Annotated in this window: 18 protein-coding genes and 1 pseudogene; 9 read left to right on the top strand and 10 right to left on the bottom strand. The window is 45.7% G+C overall.

Going from position 1 to position 19,476, the window contains the following annotated elements; genetic code table 11:
• Positions 1-70: 70 nt before the first annotated feature.
• From QGP82_RS19415 to QGP82_RS19405, 3 genes are all read right to left on the bottom strand, one after another.
• Entirely contained in the window at positions 71-556 is a 486-nt protein-coding gene (locus QGP82_RS19415; RefSeq protein WP_499060723.1) for an IS630 family transposase, read from the bottom strand.
• 85 nt (positions 557-641) lie between these two features.
• Positions 642-1,007 carry a helix-turn-helix domain-containing protein gene (locus QGP82_RS19410; RefSeq protein ID WP_250565223.1) on the bottom strand — a complete coding sequence of 122 codons (366 nt, stop codon included), beginning with the start codon at positions 1,005-1,007 and terminating at the stop codon, positions 642-644.
• 629 nt (positions 1,008-1,636) lie between these two features.
• A complete protein-coding gene (locus QGP82_RS19405; RefSeq protein WP_163671215.1) occupies positions 1,637-2,512 on the bottom strand; it encodes a tyrosine-type recombinase/integrase in 876 nt (291 codons plus the stop codon).
• A gap of 624 nt (positions 2,513-3,136) precedes the next feature.
• Between QGP82_RS19405 and QGP82_RS19400 the strand changes: the two genes are divergently transcribed.
• Positions 3,137-3,709: an NYN domain-containing protein gene (locus tag QGP82_RS19400; RefSeq protein ID WP_163671216.1), complete on the top strand. Its 573-nt coding sequence runs from the start codon at positions 3,137-3,139 to the stop codon at positions 3,707-3,709.
• 677 nt (positions 3,710-4,386) lie between these two features.
• Positions 4,387-4,554, top strand: a complete 168-nt coding sequence (locus QGP82_RS19395; RefSeq protein WP_006516719.1) for an NblA/ycf18 family protein — start codon at positions 4,387-4,389, stop codon at positions 4,552-4,554.
• A gap of 107 nt (positions 4,555-4,661) precedes the next feature.
• Here QGP82_RS19395 and QGP82_RS19390 read toward each other — a convergent pair.
• Together QGP82_RS19390 and QGP82_RS19385 are read right to left on the bottom strand one after the other, a co-directional pair.
• Positions 4,662-4,936 (bottom strand): annotated as a pseudogene (locus QGP82_RS19390) (cupin domain-containing protein).
• A gap of 25 nt (positions 4,937-4,961) precedes the next feature.
• Positions 4,962-6,623, bottom strand: a complete 1,662-nt coding sequence (locus QGP82_RS19385; RefSeq protein WP_250565224.1) for a S8 family serine peptidase — start codon at positions 6,621-6,623, stop codon at positions 4,962-4,964.
• Between the two features lie 125 nt (positions 6,624-6,748).
• Between QGP82_RS19385 and rpe the strand changes: the two genes are divergently transcribed.
• Together rpe and QGP82_RS19375 are read left to right on the top strand one after the other, a co-directional pair.
• A complete protein-coding gene (rpe, locus tag QGP82_RS19380) occupies positions 6,749-7,450 on the top strand; it encodes a ribulose-phosphate 3-epimerase (protein WP_163671218.1) in 702 nt (233 codons plus the stop codon).
• Positions 7,451-8,084: 634 nt separating this feature from the next.
• Positions 8,085-8,267, top strand: coding sequence for a hypothetical protein (locus QGP82_RS19375; RefSeq protein WP_006516715.1), 183 nt, complete (start codon positions 8,085-8,087; stop codon positions 8,265-8,267).
• 81 nt (positions 8,268-8,348) lie between these two features.
• Here the strand turns inward: QGP82_RS19375 and QGP82_RS19370 are convergent, their stop codons facing one another.
• From QGP82_RS19370 to QGP82_RS19350, 5 genes are all read right to left on the bottom strand, one after another.
• Complete coding sequence (locus QGP82_RS19370; RefSeq protein ID WP_163696754.1) at positions 8,349-10,565, bottom strand: APC family permease; 2,217 nt, start codon at positions 10,563-10,565, stop codon at positions 8,349-8,351.
• Between the two features lie 517 nt (positions 10,566-11,082).
• Positions 11,083-12,189 carry an LptF/LptG family permease gene (locus QGP82_RS19365; RefSeq protein WP_250565480.1) on the bottom strand — a complete coding sequence of 369 codons (1,107 nt, stop codon included), beginning with the start codon at positions 12,187-12,189 and terminating at the stop codon, positions 11,083-11,085.
• 169 nt (positions 12,190-12,358) lie between these two features.
• Positions 12,359-13,141, bottom strand: coding sequence for an LPS export ABC transporter ATP-binding protein (lptB, locus tag QGP82_RS19360; protein ID WP_250565225.1), 783 nt, complete (start codon positions 13,139-13,141; stop codon positions 12,359-12,361).
• The gene (locus tag QGP82_RS19355) at positions 13,142-13,666 is read right to left on the bottom strand and encodes an LptA/OstA family protein (RefSeq protein ID WP_163671220.1); all 525 of its coding nucleotides are present in this window, start codon (positions 13,664-13,666) and stop codon (positions 13,142-13,144) included. It abuts the gene before it with no gap.
• A gap of 281 nt (positions 13,667-13,947) precedes the next feature.
• Positions 13,948-14,397, bottom strand: a complete 450-nt coding sequence (locus QGP82_RS19350; RefSeq protein ID WP_163671221.1) for a DUF309 domain-containing protein — start codon at positions 14,395-14,397, stop codon at positions 13,948-13,950.
• An 84-nt stretch (positions 14,398-14,481) separates the two neighbouring features.
• On the opposite strand from QGP82_RS19350, the gene glmM reads away from it, so the two are divergent.
• The 5 genes from glmM to QGP82_RS19325 all read left to right on the top strand — a co-directional run bounded on the left by glmM (position 14,482) and on the right by QGP82_RS19325 (position 19,472).
• Entirely contained in the window at positions 14,482-15,909 is a 1,428-nt protein-coding gene (gene glmM / locus QGP82_RS19345; protein ID WP_163671222.1) for a phosphoglucosamine mutase, read from the top strand.
• A 224-nt stretch (positions 15,910-16,133) separates the two neighbouring features.
• A complete protein-coding gene (gene rpmG / locus QGP82_RS19340) occupies positions 16,134-16,322 on the top strand; it encodes a 50S ribosomal protein L33 (RefSeq protein ID WP_006516708.1) in 189 nt (62 codons plus the stop codon).
• A gap of 8 nt (positions 16,323-16,330) precedes the next feature.
• Positions 16,331-16,546, top strand: a complete 216-nt coding sequence (rpsR, locus tag QGP82_RS19335) for a 30S ribosomal protein S18 (RefSeq protein ID WP_006516707.1) — start codon at positions 16,331-16,333, stop codon at positions 16,544-16,546.
• A gap of 152 nt (positions 16,547-16,698) precedes the next feature.
• Positions 16,699-18,759 (top strand): ribonuclease catalytic domain-containing protein, encoded by a 2,061-nt coding sequence (locus tag QGP82_RS19330; RefSeq protein ID WP_499060716.1) that lies wholly within the window; start codon positions 16,699-16,701, stop codon positions 18,757-18,759.
• Complete coding sequence (locus tag QGP82_RS19325; protein WP_499060715.1) at positions 18,756-19,472, top strand: class I SAM-dependent methyltransferase; 717 nt, start codon at positions 18,756-18,758, stop codon at positions 19,470-19,472. Before QGP82_RS19330 ends, QGP82_RS19325 begins: the two co-directional genes overlap by 4 nt.
• The last annotated feature ends 4 nt before the right edge of the window (positions 19,473-19,476 follow it).

Raw genomic sequence — 19,476 nt, 5'->3', positions numbered from 1 at the left:
GCTAAGGCTGATGAGTCAGGGAGTAGATGCTGTAGAAAGTCCATGATGGGATGCACGTGAAGGCCAATCCCTATTTACGGTTTGCCATCCCATTCGGATCACCAAAAGTCGCCAAGAGCCCGAAGTTAGTGTGATTTTGCACTAAGTCAGGGTAAGTTCTCGGTCCTAGTGTTCTGAGAATACTTTTGAGCTTAGACCAGCAGTTTTCGATAGGTGAGAAATCAGGTGAATAGGGAGGGAGGTAAATTAATCGAGCCTGTGCTGCTTCAATCAGGTCACGGATGGTTTGGTCGAGATGTACCGGACAGTTATCCATCACCACACAAGCACCTTTCCATAGTTTTGGAACTAACGTTTGGCTGATAAAGGCTTCAAAGGTCAGACCGTCCGTAGCGCCTAGCAGACTGTAGTCTGCAATCACACCATTCAGCCCAAGGGCACCAATAATAGAGACGTTCTTTCCACGTTTGCTGGGTTTGCTGCTGTAAGCACGCTTGCCCTTAGTCGACCGAGCTCTCAACCGGGTCATCGCTAAATTGACACCCGATTCGTCGATGAAAATAAGATCTTTCGCCAGAATTGTCTGGACTGTCTTCCAGAAATCTACCCGTTCCGTTTGGACTCGTTCGCTGGCTTTAACATCAGGGTAGAACGTTTTTTTTGACCGTTAGATTCATCTGCTTGAGCGTATTGTGCATTGTGGTTGTACCGACACGCACCCCCGTTTTCTCATGGATCTGATGGCAGAGTTCTGCCAACGTCGCATCATTGGTTGCTTCGACTAACTGAGCCAGAATGATTCGATGGTCGTCATTGAGTTTGGGTGGGGTTTGCTCCTCACGGACCTTGGGGGCAATTGAGCCCGTCTCTCGACGCTGCTTGAGCAGTTTTTGCACAAAACTTTTAGCGACACCAAATTGTTTAGCAAGACTACGTTGAGAGAGGTCACCTCGGTCATAGGCCTTGACAATCTTCTGACGTAAGTCCAATGAGTACGGCTTAGGCATCAGTTCTAATCATCTTAGGTACACTTAATTTATGATGACTAGCGTACCTCACCTGGATTGAAATTGCTATAATGCCTTAAAAAATTAGTTAGGCTCAAACTAAATACTATTCATAAATAGCTTGTGACAGTTGGTTTATTGCGTTCACTAACTAACTTTAGGCTTCCCTGAATCAAATATAGAAAATGATGTAAATTATCTGGGTTTAGTTAACAGGTGAATTGATGAATTGATGGCACTTTTTCCAATGCTATTATTTCAATTGATAACTTGTTAAAATTTTTAATTCAGCGCATCTGAGAACAGTCTCTTTTAAGTGTCTTTTGCTTTGTTCTCATGCGCCTCAAACTCAATCAGATTAAGGCGTATGAACTCATTTGTTTCACCGTCAGGTATTACCTCAGGTATGCGAATGAGTTTGGTTTTTAGAGGCTTTCCATCTAGCCACCATTTTGACTTCCGACTTGCCCCTGGTCTAGCTCCACCATGGCCTATGATTATTATTCCTTTTATCTATTTTTGCAGTTTCTAAGTGTTTGCCGAAGGTGCAGCGTCGCGTGTAATAGCCGAAGTAAAAGCCGTACACATTTCAGCATACGGTTCTAAAAAAGGTGATCCACCACTATGGGCTAAGTCGTTGGATTAGTTTCAATGGACGATTCAATGAAACCTAGGTAATGCTCGAATATCACAGCTGGACTGGTGCCATATTCCTTTGCGATCAGGGCTATTCTTCTAGGGTCACGCTGTACAGCTGCTGTAATGGCTGTATGCCTTAGTCTGTATGGCCTAAAGTCTTCTTTTACGCCTGCCCTAACTAGCAACGGCTTCCATACCCTACGAGTCCAATTACTGTGATGTTTGATGCTAAGGAATAGGGATTGACCGGGATTGAACCCATGAACGAACCTACCCAGTGACGTAGCAACATGATTTGGTAAACCAATAACCCTAGACTTACCCGTCTTAGTAGATTTGATCCTTCCATCAGCCGTCATGCTGCGTTTTATTGAAAGTTTCATTGAAACAGGATCGAAGTCACTACAGGTTAACGCCCTTGCTTCACCTGGTCTAAAGCCACAATGTAGCCACAGGTCAATCAGCATATAGGTTTCAAACCCTAACCCATCACAGCATTCTATTATCCTGTCCTGTTCAGTCTGGCTAAAAGGATTAGGTTCACTTTTATTTTTCTGCGAATAACTAACGCCCTGGCATATAGCAGGTGCAACAGATTTAATGGCCCCTAGGTATCTGGCTTTGGTAGCTGTGGCTATGTTCATGGAATCCAACCAAGCTTTTACATGCTTAGGTCCATTCAACCTTGGGTGATCCATATGAAGCTTATGAGTCAAGCTTCGGTTAGTAGAGTTTTCAGGCTTCTTTGCTATGGCTCTGCAAACCTTCATCCAGTCCCACAACTCAGCATCTACAAAGTATTTTTCTAGGTCCGTAAACCTGTTAGCCCCTACTTCCTGGCTGATGCACTTACATATGTATTCCATGCGTGCAACGTGCTCTGGGTTATCCGCTAACCCCCATTGCTTATAGAACTCAATGCCTTGGTGTTTGAACCGTATATACAATTTTTTCGAGCGTGTCCGGGGTCGGATGCCTTTAGCCATTTGCTGTGTTATTCCTGTGCTAAAACGACAGGTCACAGAACGCAAATTTTCAATGAAACCCTTGCTGTATATAGCTTCTGGCCCTTGGTAAGGGAGAGGTCACGAGTTCAATTCTCGTTGAAGGCTTCTGAGTTATTAGATTAAGTTTTTGTGTTTGCTTTTCAATAGGTAAAGCATAGGTTTTTCATGTCTTTTGGGGCATCTATCGCTTCAGTTGGCCATGGCACTGCTATAGGTGTTCAGATTCATGAATGATCATCTGATGAAGCGTGGAACTACGTCTCCACGGTGATTGTCTCTGAGTTCATTAGGTTTGAAACTTTTAGAGCTTAGGCACACGCTGTAGTAAATTACTCCAATTACTCCTTAGATAGTCAAGCAATTTCAAGTTTGCGCTAAGGATATCAAATTTGACATCACAAGGGTTCTTAATTGCATCTATCTAGTGATCAAGAGGGTTTATAAACTCCAGTATCGGCATGATTGTTATTAGGAATCATCGTTATGTATAAGTCTTACGATGGCAATATAAAATTGCGTGCACCAGCGCTTCATGTTCAAAAAGCCATGGTGTTTATCGATGGAACAAACTTCCGATACTGCCTTAATGGATCTGAAGTTAAAATTATCAAACCGATTCATTGGTTTGGAGAGATCTTTCTCGAAGGTCGCCAGTTAGTCAGAACTTTTTTCTATACATGTGAGCCGCATTTAGCCTCACTTGAAAGTGAGCATGGAGAGGACATATTGCAAACTTCTAAGGTGGTTTTAGGATATGCAATACCCATAGGAGGCGGGAATTATAGTGAGAAGGGAGTAGACGTACATCTTGTCTCAGACATGGTCTATCATGCTGCCATGAAAAACTATGACTATGCTTTGATAGTGACTAGTGATCAAGAATTTGTTCCTGTTATTGAACGAGTGCAAGATCTTGGCTGTCAAGCAGGTGTCTTATCCCTTTTTCGACCGGTACCCAGAGAACTTCAGAATGTATGTGATGAAGCTTTTTCTTTGAGTAAGGAGCAGTTGATTTCTAATAATATTGGTATTGAAATGACTGCCCTCAGTGTTTGATTTGTTGATAACTAAGAATTAGGCAACGTTCACTATTGTCTTGAATCTGTTTCAAGCATAAGTGCTTCATATAGTAGTGAACTGGTTGAGCTTAATTTATATCTACAAGATGATTAGGCTGGCTCAAAATAGATGGGCTGGGAACTTCTATAGCATACTGCTGAATGCATATCTCCAAAGGAGAGGCTGCGCCAGCAGCAGTGTGATACACCTATAGCTGTTGTTATTCGTAGCTTTCAGTCATAACTGATGTTGTGAACTATGGGCGTCAAGCTATAGATGTAATTTTCTATACGCAGCTGAGGTCGCCTTGATAAGGTGCTTTTCATTTTATGGTTGTGGCTAACCCACACACCATGTATTGGGCCTAGAAAAATCGAGAATTCCAAGGTGACTATATTCATTGAGGCCTCTTGCAATCTTTGAAAGGTTTGTTTCTTTATGAGAAGGCATGGGAAAAGTTTGATTAGAGGCGCGTAGATTTACACAGGGGATATGCTCATAGAAGGCGTTTCTGCATATTTCACTACCAAAGCGACGGTAAACTTGTAAACAAATGTTTCTTTGATTATTTATTGCTTGACAGGTTGACGGTTAGTTGCAGCATGGTTAAAATCTTTGTAACGATAACGGGCTAGCGCCTTTGTCTTCGTCAATGATTTATGGAGGAGTGACCTATGGATATGCCAGGTCAATTAACGTTAGAGCAGCAGTTTCAACTGCAGGTTTTAAAAGAGCAAGTGCGTAATCTTTCCCATGAGGATGCGCAAAACTATGTTTTAGAAGTTATGCGTCAAATGATGGTTAAAGATAATTTAGTAAAACACCTACTTAAAAATGCATAAGTCGCTATGGTAAAGCTCAGAAAGGTATCCCCTCGAAGCGCAACCTCGAGGGGATATCTTTAAAGGGCTTTAGTCCTATTAGGCAAGTGCTGAAAATTTGGGATGGATTAGCCAAACGAGTAATGTTTGCTAACTGTAGCGTTGATGCGCCAAGTGCAACTCATGCCGGCTGGAAAGATGACTAGGTCACCCTTACCCATAGAAATGGGAGCGCCTTCATCTGGTGTAACGACAACGTCTCCTTCTAAGAAGTAACAAGTTTCTGTCTCGTCATAATGCCATGGAAATTCTGATGCCTCTTTTTGCCAAACAGGCCAGGAAAAACGCCCATTGCATCCAGTTCGGTTTTATCAGGCTGAGGATTAACTTGGATATTGCTCATGCTGTGTGCTGCTGACAGTTGATGCTTATTCACCAGCGCCCCACCATGCTAATGCGTAAGGTTGAGCGACTTCAGAAGTAACTTGTTTCTCATAAACGACTCTTAGTTTATATCGCCCGGTTTGGGGAATTTTATAAAAGATGTGCTCGAGGCTATCTACCTCACTGACTGAAGACCAAATGCTTTTGTCCATATCGTTCTCGTCAGCAGGCATCAAGTAGAGGTTTAAGTTATTCAGTTCCTGGCTGTTAAAGCTTTCTCCGATGTCATATAAGCCATTATCATTACTATCTGCCAGTGCAACCTGACGCTCCCATGTCAGAGTTGCAGCAAAGTAACTACCTTCCTTGAGCGGACTGTCAATCACGTAGTCTGTATAGATGCTTTCTTGACTAGTATCGTTGCCAGCAGCTAAGGGTAGGGAGTTGTAGTCCCAACCTACAATCGGTACATTCCCAGGGGGCCATTGACCGCCATTGAATTGTTCGTAAGCTCTGAAAGCATTTAATTGGCCAGTGCCCAGTTCTCCATGTAGAGGTACCTTTGGATCTCGATAAGCATCTGATGCGATCCAAGTCAGATTTGACTCATCCAGTAAGGTTTTTCCCATGCCTAGGTTTTGGCCATTCCCTTCATCCATTAATTTATCGGCAGCATTAAGCAATACAGCTTTCATTACCATAGGCTCACGAGTATCCAAGCTCCAGCTTGCTGTACGAATTTGTCGATCACCCCATTCTTGCAAGAGGGCAACAGTCGCTGCTACGTGAGGGGCTGCGAAGCTGGAACCGCTACTAAGAATTTCCTGGCCGTTAGGGTTCAACATCCTAATGTCGTCTCCAGGGGCCACTAAATTAATCGAACGTCGGGGACCAACATTAGACTCTGGTGTCGGCGTTCCCCGAGGGCTAAATGTAGGCTCACTACCAGCATTAGCGTAGTCAATTTTGACAAAACGTCCGTCTACTTGAGTTGAGTAAGCGACATTGATGCCATTGAAGTTGTCGGTAGGAATTGGGATGCCACCGCCACCCTGATTACCAGCAATAACATATAGTGTTTTGTGGGTAATACTTGACCAGTCAATACACTGTGTCAGTAGAGCATTGCCATCAAGTGTGGCATTGGGGCGAGGATCGGTGGCTAAAGGTTCGCCGAAGCTGAAATTAATGGCTCGGACATCATCACTATTGCGCAGGGCGATATGCTGTGTAGTGATACATTCTTGAGGTTGGCCACTAATTTCGCCTTCCAGTGGTCCAATAGATGCGGAAAATAAAGTTGCATCGGGTGCTACACCGACTAATCGTTTGTCTCGACTAATCATGACACTGGCCACATGATTAGCATGATTGTCGACAAACTCATCTGCTGTGGCAGAACCATCAAGCTGTAAAACCTGGTTTACTGTGACGGGACTATTAGGAATCGCCAGCTTATCTAGTCCGAAAAGTCCAGGTCGTCCCCCCTCAACTTGACCAATTGCAATTTTTTTACCGGTTAGATTGTAAGGTGCCAAATGTAACCGGCGAGCATCGATACCATCTGCTCCCACTGATACTGAAAGGGCTAAAGCTGGCAAGCCACTGGCAAGGCCTGTAAATAGAAGCAGGGGAAGTAGAAGACGTTTAACCTCATTGCGATCGCTAGAGGAAGACCGGTCCAAAAGTTTCTGAAAAATTCCCATGAAGACTCCTGTAAATACACATTCGGATGATAAATAGCATCAGCTAAAGCAGTTTGTAACGATTTTGATACTAAGTTTTTGTTACGATAGTGACCATTATGGTGATTACAAGAGGCGGGTTCCCCATGACACAATCGAAAAAATCTGTTGTTATTTCCCCATCTATTCTATCGGCTGATTTTAGTCGCTTGGGCGATGAAATTCGTGCAGCAGATGAAGCTGGTGCAGATTGGATTCATGTAGACGTGATGGACGGTCGTTTTGTACCTAATATCACCATTGGCCCATTAATTGTCGAGGCTATTCGACCCATTACTACAAAGCCTCTTGATGTTCACCTGATGATTGTTGAGCCTGAGAAGTATATCGAAGGTTTTGCAAAAGCTGGAGCAGATATCATTTCTGTACATGCTGAGCATAATGCTTCACCTCATTTGCATAGCACTCTTAGCAGTATTCGAAATTTAGGTAAGCAAGCTGGTGTCGTGCTGAACCCGTCTACACCTTTGGACCTAATTGAGTATGTGTTAGAGCTATGTGATCTGGTCTTGATTATGAGTGTAAACCCTGGATTTGGGGGGCAAAAGTTTATTCCTGAGGTGTTACCTAAGATTCGTAAACTCCGTCAGATGTGTGATGAGCGTGGTTTGGACCCATGGATTGAGGTTGATGGTGGTTTGAAAGCCCATAATACTTGGCAAGTGTTGGAAGCGGGAGCAAATGCTATCGTAGCTGGTTCTGCTGTGTTTAAGGCTCCAGACTATGCTGAAGCGATTAACAGCATTCGTAACAGTAAGCGTCCGACTCCAGAACTGGCTGCAGTGTAGATCTAAAATGCAGTCTCTAAGAGGTGGTTCTTCTCCACAAGAGAAATTAAAGGTCTAAGTAAGATGTGATTGAAAAGTGTTGACGCTAGGTTCAATACTTTAGTTTCTAGCCTAGGCCGCAGTCGTGGCCTAGGCTTTAGATTATATTTATAGTTATGATGGGGCGTCCTGATAGGGGGATGACTACCTTATAAAGACCTGGTAAACCCTTTGCATTTGGGCTTAAAACGTTTCTAAGGGAAATCACGGATGGTTTCTGGTGAAACTAGCAAAGTTTTTGGGTGGTTTGGCAGATATTTTCCAGAGTTATGCTCAACACAATACTCTGAATGTCTTGTCAAAGCTTACGTACAGAGATAGATGAGAGGCATCTGCTGAGAATTCTCAGTAGATGCCCTGGTGCTTTTGTCGGTGATCGTGCTCAGTTTAAAGAATTGATGTGACGAGAGCATAATTACTCACGGGGTGACACCCTTTCCCTAATAATTGAAATACGGTATCTCACGGATGTGAGTCCGTAGCAGACCCTCTAGATTGGGTTATGTAAAACAACTGACTGTGTGTTTTATTTTATACCTGTTCTTGGTCGCTGGGGTGCGAAGCTGTCTCTCTGGATTTGTGGGTGAATCTTTTTATGGCTATTCAATCGGTGGAAGAAATGGTTGCCAAGATCTTTGCAACTCGCCGTATCACACGCGCTGATCAGAGCGTTTTGATGGCAATGTTTGCTGGCAACAATATTAGTGCTAACGACAAAATGTTAATCAATCAGATTTATGATGCCTTGAATCAAGGGCGTTTACGTGTGGTTGAGTAGTATTTGTCGTTTTGGCAGATGTCTTTGCTGCTTAAGATAGGGGGCTACTGCCCCCTACACCCTTCCTTGTTCAATAGGAAGCTATTCCTTTTGTAGAAGCTCTGAGAAGGCAAGATCTTCGGCAGCGAGTACAAAAATGGTTGGCGGCAGGTCTACGGTCTTTTGCTGTAAGGATGTGTAGTATTCTTCAAAACCGTCGTTTGGTGTTGCTAGTCCCATGAGGACTAGATCTGCTGTAGCAGATGATTTCCTAAGAATAGTGTCAAATGGACGACCTTCAGCAACGATGATATTGGATTGAGCCCCGATGCTTAATGTTTCGATGAGCTTATTTAGATTGGTTTGAGCAGCTTGCGCTGCAGCTTTGTTAGAGACAACAAGCTTTAAATAAATGTCTGCTGACCGCCATCGAATTCCCGTGCGTAACAGATAAGCCAAAATTAACATTAGTCCTCCGTTCGATTGCAATCCACCCCACCAAACATCAATACGTTGGGGAAACTGGGGCATGTGGCTAGGAGGATTTCTGAGGATGACGATATTTCGTTTTGCTTGGTGACACTTGCTTATGATTTGGCAATAACGTTCGCGCGCCTCTGGATCATTGGTTTCAGTGTCTCCTAAAAGGACAGTGTTCGGGATTAAAGGTCCAATGCCATAGGTGTCGATAAGTTGTTGCGCTCCAGTAGATGTATCTGTGGCTTCAATAAGCTTGACAAAAGCGTGAATGCCTCGCTTTTCCAGGTAATCACGGATAGTACCTCTGATCTTTTCCTGTTGATTTAAATTTCGAGCACCCGTTGGTAGGATACTGGCTAACGTAATTAATCCCCGATTGTGGGTGAAGTCTGTAGCGAGCTCAATCAAGTGCCAGCGTTTAGTGGGGGCTCCAGAGAGAACGAGTAAGTGAGGTCTCCAGTTTTTAGGATCGGCACTATCCGCGATGTTATTCAGGCCAGCGCGTACTAGCGATAACCAAATGCCTTGTCGAACATCTCCCCAAGTTGTCCGGATTTCACGTCGCTCTAACCACAGATAGATGGTCAGTACAATAACAGCGGCGGCCACCGTGGCCGCCGGGTTAATTAGGAACATGATGGCAATACAGCCTAATGCTCCAAGGATGGAAATATACCAAGGGATCCGGAATGTTGGCCGAAATGAAGGGCTTTGAAGAAATCCTTCGATGCCAGCAGCAACGTTAAGCACCATGTAGGTGGTTAGAAAAAACATGGTGAGTACAGGGGCAATGGCATCTAAATCCCCAATGCATACTACTGCCAAGACTACGCCCAGGGTAAACAACGTTCCCAGTCTGGGTTCGTCAGTGGGACCATGGCCGTTACCGAGCCAGCGCAGGCGTTTTGGTAAAATATTGTCCCGAGCTAAAGCTTGCAAAACTCGAGGTGCACCCAAAATGCTGCCCAGGGCACTGGATAGGGTAGCACCCCATACCCCTAGGAGGATGGCATCTCCCCAAAAGGCTATTTTGCGCATGATCAAGGGGTCGCTAATCAGGCTGGCAGCATCAGCACGGTTGCTTAATAATAGAGGGATGCACATATAAATTACATAGCCGACTCCCACAGCTGCCAGTGTGCCCATGGGAATAGACTTTTTGGGGTCTTTGAGATCGCCTGACATATTGACCCCAGACATAATGCCGGTTACTGCTGGAAAAAATACAGCTAATACGGCCCAAAAACTTGCATCACCTGGTTGTTCTGAGGTGGGTATATCGGTGGTTGGTACCGTGCTGCCAAAGACTAGACTGATTAGGGACAGTATGATGGCTGCCATAATCACATACTGAGCCTTAATTGCGATATCTGCTGATTTGAGAGCTAGGGCTGTAACTGCGATAGTAGTCACTAGAGCCATCACGGTAATTGTGATGGGTAGGTTAGGAAATGCACTATTTACGCTTTCTGCAAAACCAATGGTGTAGAGAGCGACTGAAAATGCCTGAGCGAAATAAAGAGGGATGCCCACGGCACCGCCAGTTTCAATGCCGAGGGAGCGGCTAATCATGTAGTATGCGCCGCCAGCTCTAACTACTTGATCGGTTGCGATCGCACTAATAGAAAGTCCTGTAATAAATGTAATTGCGGTTGAAATAGTAACAATCAGTAGAGTTTTGACTAATCCCATTTGGCCTACAACCCAGCCAAAACGGAGGTACATGATCACCCCCAAAATGGTCAAAATAGATGGGGTAAAGACACCACCGAAGGTGCCTAGGCCAGCAGAGCTAGAGTCAATAACTTTGGCAGACGATTCAGAGGAACGCGACGTCATGGGTGGGAAATCAGTAGATCACCTTAATTTAGCGGTCAATGGTACGGGTATGCCACCGAAATGAGAGGATGTCCAAACCGTATCAAAATGTTTTTATAATCCTCAACAATCCTGAGAAACGTGGCTTTTTAGGGTTGGTTTAGGTAACAAATGGCACTTCTGCACCTCAGCCTTATAAATACCTGAAATTAGAGAGAGGCACCTTAGAACTAAACCGGTTTTCGAGACCTATCTTTATGCTGGATTTTCAACATCAAGCTGGGTGGACTTAGTGTTGTTGGATTAAGCAGCAACGTTGGCAGCTCTATAAGCTAATGCTCTTAAGGTGGAACTAGCATGCCCTAGTCAGAGATAAGTCATATCACGAGCCAAGCAAGTGGCAATACTGACGCATTCCTAACCCAATGTTTGGGACCATATAGCTTGCTTGGTGCACATATTAATCACTTCACTAACTTACTTGTGCTGATTTGAGTGAATATGGTCGGCCAAGGTGGCATCAGAGGCATCTTAGAAATCACTTGGATGCTCTTATCACTAGTAGAGTGCCAACGGCAAGACCTAAGAAGGGAGGTAGCCATGCTGCGGCCACTGGGTTTAAGGTACCTACTTTGCCAAGCGCATCAGCAATAAAGCCTAAGAGATAATAGCCAAAAATAATGACGACACTGATGCCGAAGCTAGTTGCTTTGCCTGTACGTTGGGGGCGAATACCCACTGCAGCGCCAACAATCCCAAATACAATGCAGACAAATGGTAGCGCATACCGTTGGTATAAACGTAGCTCCCAAATGCGAATTCTCCGATCGTCTCCAGACTTGCGGACAATTTGATTAAGATGCTGCCTCGTTTCGGCAATGTTCATTTCATCATCGTCTTTGCCACGAGAAGCTAAATCTAAAGGAGTACGGGGTAGAGCCAGCTCTTGCTGCTCAAACTTTACAATATGACCGAAGGACCCATCTGGGGAAATCGCATAAATGGTGCCATTAAAGAAGGTCCAAACGTTGTCCGTAAAATTCCACGTGGCAGTCTCTGCACTGACTACCTGTTCTAGGCCAGCTTGGGAAAAATCGAGGATGGTTAAACCCTGCATTTCTTCCCCATTGAAGCGACGAGCGTAGAATAATCTTCCTAGTTCTTTCCCACTGCCATCAGCTGCCTTTTGGTACTCCTTATACAGGATATTGCGTTCCCGGAAGGGCGGCTTTTCGGAGTTGAAGGCTTGCTCCAACATTACTTTGGCTCGATAATTGGCGGCAGGAGTAATGACCTCATTAAATACAAAGGTCAGGCCTGTGATCAGAATACTCAGGGCTAGGGCTGGTGCTATAATCCGACGGACACTCACACCACAGCCACGCAATGCGGTCAGTTCGCTGTCACTAGAAAACCGACTGTAGGTCATCATGGTTGCTAGCAGTGTCGACATCGGAAATGCCAACACTACAAATTCAGGCATCTTTAAAACAAAAACCTGCATGGCCAAACCGACTTCCAGGCCTGATTCAGTGACTCTACGAATTAGATCGAATAGGGCCCCTACAGATACTAAAATTGACGAAAAGGCTCCTACACCAAAGAGAAAAGGTAATGTAAGCTCCTTAGCAATGTATCGATCCATGATCGAAATCGACAGAAATGGCCACCGAGGAAAACCTGAACTAGGAGCATTGGGTTGGGATGTGGTAGCCATAAACAGATGGTCACTATCGGTGGGGTGAGTGCAAAAGAAACCCAAGGAACAAGTTAACAGTCAAAGCTATCTTGCTCTTTAAGGTTTAGGGGGTAAATCACAGTTTAAAGTCGTCGCCTAGGTAGTGTTCACGTACCAGGGGATTATTGGCAAGGTCTTCAGCACTACCGTAGGCCAATATGCGACCATCGCTCATTATGTAAGCTCGATCAATAATACGCAGTGTCTCGCGAACATTATGATCGGTGATGAGAATTCCCATCTTGCGATCGCGAAGCTGAGACACAATATGCTGGATTTCAGAAACAGCGATGGGATCCACACCAGCAAAGGGTTCATCAAGAAATAGGAACGTTGGTCCTTCTTTGCCAGAAGCAATTGCACGAGCCAATTCCGTACGGCGACGCTCACCACCAGACACTTGAATGCCCAGAGTGTTAGCTACTTTTTCCAATCGAAATTCCCGCATTAATTTTGCTAAGCGCTCAGGCCGTTCTCGGCGGGGAACATGAGTTTGCTCCATCACCAGACGAATATTATCTTCGACTGTAAGGTTCCGAAAAATGCTAGCTTCCTGCGCCAGGTAGCCAATGCCTAAACGGGCTCGCTCATGGATTGAAAGGGCCGTGATTTCTCGTTCGTTTAAACGTACAATCCCCTGATCAGGGTGCTCTAACCCAGTGGCCATATAAAAGGTGGTTGTCTTACCAGCTCCATTAGGACCTAACAAACCAACAATTTCGCCCTGGGCTACTGTCAGACTCACACCACGAACAACTGTGCGCTTACCGTAAGCCTTATGAACATTTTCCAGGGCAAGTACAGTGCCTGTTTGGGTCAACCTATTCGATGATGGGGGATTAGCAGCGGGAGACAGCATTTATTCGTTAGTGGGGATAGCAAACTCAGGCAGTTCCTCAGGAAGTGCTGGGAGAGGTGTAGATGGTTCTTCGGGCTGAGGTGCCGCAGCAGGTTCTTCAGTCGGTTCAGGGAGAACATATATTGATTCCACCTGACTATTGTCGCTAGGCGTTGCCACAAAGCGTCCCTCATCGATTAAATAGGTAACAACTTCAGCCTGTAGAGTGTTAGCCTCCTGCTGTACAAATACATTACCCGTCAGGATGATGCGTCGCTCACGACTGTAATACTGCGCCTGAGCAGATGTCGCATAAATTGCCTCTTCAGGGTAGTCAATCTTGACGTTGCCGCGAGCAGTAATAATGCCCGTATTAGCATCAGCTTCTTGAACATCAGCCCGCAGCTTGATAGAGCCTCCGGATTGGGCCTGAGAAGGAGTAATCCAATAGTTAGCAGCCACTACGATGCCAAACACCACAGTGCTGGCAATCTGAAACGGTTTTGGAAAAGGGAAACGAAAAATGTGTTCTCGCATTACAACCATAGCTTGCCTTCTGCTATTGCCCATTCCTAATCTAAACGTTGATGACGTCACAGTTTATTAGTCTTAGCCCAGTTGCATGACTGGTTTCATAAGCTAGGTCTTAATTGTTGCTTATTTTGCCAAGCACACCTAATCCAATAGTTTATTTCATGCTGTCAATTACAAATTCCCTAAACATGGGGAACGACTTAGCTAGGGGTTCCTTCATAAATAAAGTGGGATGATTTTGTGCTCAGCATCACAGTTTTGTAATCTCAAGGGGAGGCCTCAAGTCATTATTTTCATGCCAGTTGAATTTTGGGTGTTACTAGTCTATCTTCACGGTCAAGCCCATGATTTTCTGTCGCTGGCTGTCTACTTAATAAACATGCTAGCTTTTGGACTTCATTAGGCCCGGTTTCTTGTAAAACAGTGAGCCAATCTATTGCTTGGTCTACTAGATCAGTAACGTTAATGCCACCGTGGACCTCCCCGTAGGCATGCAATCGGTTACTGCCTTCTCCTAGTAAAATAGCGGCCCCTCTCCAGTTGCTGTTGGACAGATGGTAAAGCCCAACAGCTATTTGAAGAATGCCCTGATAGAACGCTCGATCGCTTGGACTGGCCTCCAGCCAAATGGCTTCTAGCGTATCGTGGCAGGCGTAGTAGTCTCCCTGATTAAATTGCTCAACTCCTACCCAAAATTCTGCAGGTTGATCATTAGTGCTTGAAGAGTTACCGGAACCAATCATGGGCAGACTACAGCAATCTTTAATCTATACAAACTTACAGATGTTATTCTCCACTTTGAGTGTGCGTTGTTTGGAGTGTCAAGTATGGTAGTGTCTTCTCCTGAGTCTCAACAGGCTAACTTTGGTACAGGTTGGCAGCCATTAGATTTGCCAACCACACCACTATTTGGAACTGATGGAATTCGTAGTCGAGCGGGGGAGCTCTTAACGGCTCCTTTAGCCTTACAAGTTGGATTTTGGGCAGGGCAAATTCTGCGTCAGCAGCAGCCAGGGGCGATCATTCTAGGGCAAGATTCCCGTAATTCTAGTCCAATGATTGCAGCAGCTTTAGCGGCAGGATTAACTTCAGCAGGTCTTGAAGTGTGGGATATGGGGTTATGTCCGACTGCTGCAGTGGCCTATATGGCAGGCGATATGGGTGTGTCTGGTGGCATTATGATCTCAGCAAGTCATAACCCGCCTGCAGACAATGGCATCAAGTTTTTTGGGGCAAATGGCACCAAGTTAGAAAAGGTGATACAGGCGAAGATTGAACAATCCCTACGTCAAGGGTCTTGTACTAGTGCTTTTAATCCTGGTAATCAATGGGGCAAAACCTATCAACGACCTGAACTTGTGAAACGCTATGTTGACTCTCTACATCAACCATTTTTAGGTCAGCGCTATTTGGGCGGTATGCGTATTGTTTTAGATTTAGCTTGGGGTGCAGCTGCTTGTGTAGCCCAGTCAGTATTTGAAGCGACCGGAGCAGAAGTGGTTGTAATGCACGGTCGTCCGGATGGCAATCGCATTAATGTTAACTGTGGGTCGACTCACCTGGAGCCCCTCAAAGCAGCTGTGAGTGAACATGGTGCTGACATCGGCTTTGCCTTTGATGGCGATGCTGATCGAGTCATGGCTGTAGATAGCCATGGTCGTGTTGTCAATGGTGACTACATCTTGTATTTCTGGGGGCAGACCTTGAGGCAGCAAGGACAGCTTCCTGACGATACTATTATTTCGACTGTGATGGCTAACCTTGGCTTTGAACATGCCTGGGAGCGGTTAGGTGGCAAATTGGTCCGTACTAAAGTGGGTGATCAATATGTACATGCAGAAATGGTTGCGCGCGGTGTCATGCTTGGCGGTGAGCAGTCTGGGCATATTCTCTGTCATCACTACAGTTTGACTGGGGATGGTATTCTTACTGCCCTGCATCTAGCTGATTGGCTGAAGCGAGCCGAATGCTGTTTGCCTGACTTAATTGATCAGAGTTTTGATCCGTATCCTCAACGATTGAAAAATGTTAAGGTCATCAGCCGTGAGAAACGTCGCCAATGGGCAGCGTGTGAGCCTGTACAACGGGCAATTGCTAAAGCTGAGGCTGCTATGGGTGATCAAGGTCGAGTTCTAGTCAGGGCATCGGGAACAGAGCCAGTGATTCGTGTAATGGTAGAAGCGGCTCATTCCGATCTTGTTGATCATTGGACTGATGCCTTAGCGGATGTTGTAGAGGTCAACTTAGCGGGTTAATCTGTACCCAATTGATTGAGAGAATTGCTTTTGTGTATTAATGCGGGAGCTTACGATTCGATCAAACTAGCGCTCGATATGGCTAAGCATGTCTGCCATATTGAGCGCTAGTTTGATCAATCATTTTTGGTGCTAAAAGATATTTTTTGTGGCTTGCGTCTAGCTGTGTCGGTATGACATCATAGATCCCCTGTGTCAATAATTGCTAGCTAGCACCATCAATCATGGCTAAAGGCGTTCGCATTATCATTACGTTAGAGTGCACGGAGTGTCGTAGTAACCCTAACAAGCGTTCTAAGGGGGTTTCCCGCTATACCACTCAAAAAAATCGCCGGAATACAACCGGTCGACTAGAGCTGAAAAAGTTTTGCACCCATTGCAACACTCACACTGTTCACAAAGAAATTAAGTAGAGATCATCATGGCCTATTTTCGCCGTCGGGTATCACCCATTAAGCCCGAGGAAAAGATCGACTATAAAGATGTTGATCTTTTGCGCAAGTTTATTACGGAGCGGGGCAAAATCTTGCCACGTCGAATTACAGGGTTGACTGCAAAGCAGCAGCGGGATTTAACTGTTGCTATCAAGCGTGCACGTATACTGGCACTGCTACCCTACGTTAACCGCGAAGGTTAGTGCTTGATGAGATGCTGGCCATTAAGTCAGCAGCATGTAGGTTCTTGGTTATCAGCAACTCGTATAGTCGGCTTTAGGTAAAGCGGGTTATATGTAAATTGTTGGACTACTGTAAAACCAACAGTGAAACCATACGGTAAGGATCTAGGTTGGTGGAAAAGGGAGCGCTGATCGAGTTTAAGGTGCAGGGAAACCCTCGATTGGGGGTGGCCGATCGCCCAGAAGGTAAGAAGAATTGGGTGGTGATTGATGGTAATGGCCAATCCCATGTCTTGCATCCTCGTCAGATCACCTACATCGTTGTTGAAAACGGTGATTATGAGCCTTCGGATATTGCTGCTTTTATGGCTGAAGCTGAGCCCAATATTGAGCCAGATAGCTTAGAAGTTGCCTGGGAATTTTTGCAAGAAGCTGGGGAGGCTACCGACCCGGCTTCTTTGGCTTTGTTATTGTTTTCAGAGCAATCACCGCCACTGCGTTATGCGGCTTACTGTCTGCTGAGTAGTGACAAAGTTTTTTTTAAGCGTAAAGGCGATCGCTATGAACCTCGTTCGGTGAAACAAGTTGATGAGGTTCGACATCAGCAGGCTCGTGAGGTCGCTCGGAAATTAGAGTGGGAAGGATTTTTATCTCGTTCAAAGCAAGCTCTTGGCATACGGCAGTCTGAGGGAGCTGATCAGCAAGATTCTTTGTCTTCCATAGAATGGGAAAAGACTGATAGACAGCGTCTAGATCTGTTAGAGCGCTATGCAACTTTGGGAGAAGATTGCTCACAAAAAGTAGCGGCACAAGAAATCTTAACGGCTCTTGACTACAAAACAGCAGCTGAAGATGCTTTTCAGCTACTGGTCGATTTGGGCCTGTGGAGCCCTCATGAAAACCTAGCGCTGCGGCGTAGTCAGATTCCTATCCAAATTCCCGATGAGGTTAGTGCCATGGTGCAGAAGCGTATTGATAATCCGCCACCTGATGCCGATGCTGACCGATTAGATTTAACTCATCTCAAGGTTTACACCATTGATGATGAAAGTACCCGTGAAATAGATGATGGTCTTAGCCTAGAGAGTGTTGGTGATGGACGTAAGCGGATTTGGGTGCACATTGCAGATCCTACTCGTTGGTTGCTGCCCGGAGATGATATTGATTTAGAAGCACGCCGTCGCTGTACAACTGTTTATTTGCCAACGGGGATGATTCCTATGTTCCCAGAGGCTTTAGCGACTGGTCCGATGAGCCTGCGTCAGGGGGAAATTTGCTGCGCCCTAAGTTTTGGCATTGTGCTGGATGAAGCCGGGGCTGTTGAAGAATATGCTATCAAGGCGAGTCGAATTAAGCCCACTTATCGACTTACCTATGACGATGTTGATGAGATGCTTGAGTTGGGACTCAAGGCTGAGCCTGAGTTGAATGAGATTGCTGAGTCTGCTAAGCGACGGCGACAGTGGCGTAAGTCTCAGGGGGCGATTTCCATCAATATGCCAGAGTCATCAATCAAAGTGATTGACGAAGAGATCACAATTGATGTGTTGGAAAACTCGCAGTCACGTCAAACTGTTGCAGAAATGATGATTTTGGCTGGTGAAGTGGCGGCTCGGTATGGTGAGGCCCATGCACTAGCTATTCCATTTCGTAGCCAACCTGAACCCGAGTTACCTTCTGATAATGAGCTATTGCAGTTACCTTCGGGCTGGGTGCGTGACTCTGCAATTCGTCGCTGTATGCCCCGCAGTGAGATGGGTATCAGTCCTGCTCGTCATGCAACTTTAGGGTTGGATTATTACAGTCAGGTAACATCACCCATTCGTCGCTATACGGATCTGTTGGTCCATTTTCAACTGAAAGCTCATTTGAGAGGAGAAACGTTGCCTTTCTCTCCCGCAGAAATGACAGAGCTAACCCAGGGGGTATCCACTGCTGCCTATGAGGCGGTGACTGTAGAACGCCAGACTAAACGCTATTGGGCGTTGGAGTTCTTACGGCGTGAGGGCAAGCACGCATGGTCAGTCATGTTGTTGCGATGGCTGCGAGAACATGAAAGTCTTGGATTGGTCATCATTGAGGACCTGGGACTGGAGTTGGCGATGCGGTTTGAAAGCATGCCAGCTCTGGGGGAACGTTTTGATGTTCGGGTTGTCCATGCCAATCCACGACAGGACTTTATTCGGCTTGAAGTGGTGCCAGATGAAGTGTTGACAGGCGAAGCTGTGGCATGACGGTGCAACCTTTTCTGCATACCACTCCTGACGATGTGTTACTGGATACGGTTGAACAACAGGTTCTGATTCCGTTAGAGGATGGTCGTATACAGCAGTTTCGGTTGGTGCTACCCACTAGTATTGATGCCTTATTAGATCATCCGGCTACCTATAAAGCCTTTGCTCAAGATGAATACATGCCCTACTGGGCAGAGCTGTGGCCGTCGGCGCTGATGTTGGGCCAGGCACTTGGCCAGCATGTTTGGCCTGCTGATACTCGGGTTTTAGAGGTGGGTTGTGGGTTGGGATTATCCGGCCTAGTGGCGTTGGCGCTGGGTATGGAGGTAATCTTTACTGACTATGATGTCGCCGCCTTAGACTTTGCGGCTCGAAATGCTCGACTCAACGGATTTGAACAGTTTCATACGATGCCGTTGGACTGGCGCTGTCCGCCGGAAGGATTACGGGTTCCCTTGATGCTGGCTGCCGACGTTATCTACGAAGTGCGTAATATTAGTCCATTAATACGACTGATGAAAGTCGTTTTGGAGCCTGGGGGGGAGTGTTGGCTTTCTGATCCGGATCGTCCCCACAAGGAAGAGTTTCAATCAGCGTTGATGTCTAATGGATTTGAGTTTGAGGTGAGGCCGATGACGCTAGAACGACCCAATCAGCCGACTGTGCAGGGCACTGTGTATCGGATTTGGGACTCAGGAAAACGGACTGCTTAATGGA

Origin of the sequence: Leptothoe sp. LEGE 181152, assembly GCF_032906605.1 — a bacterium.
Lineage (GTDB): Bacteria > Cyanobacteriota > Cyanobacteriia > Phormidesmidales > Phormidesmidaceae > Leptothoe > Leptothoe turfae.
This window is presented reverse-complemented; position numbering and strand designations above follow the sequence as displayed.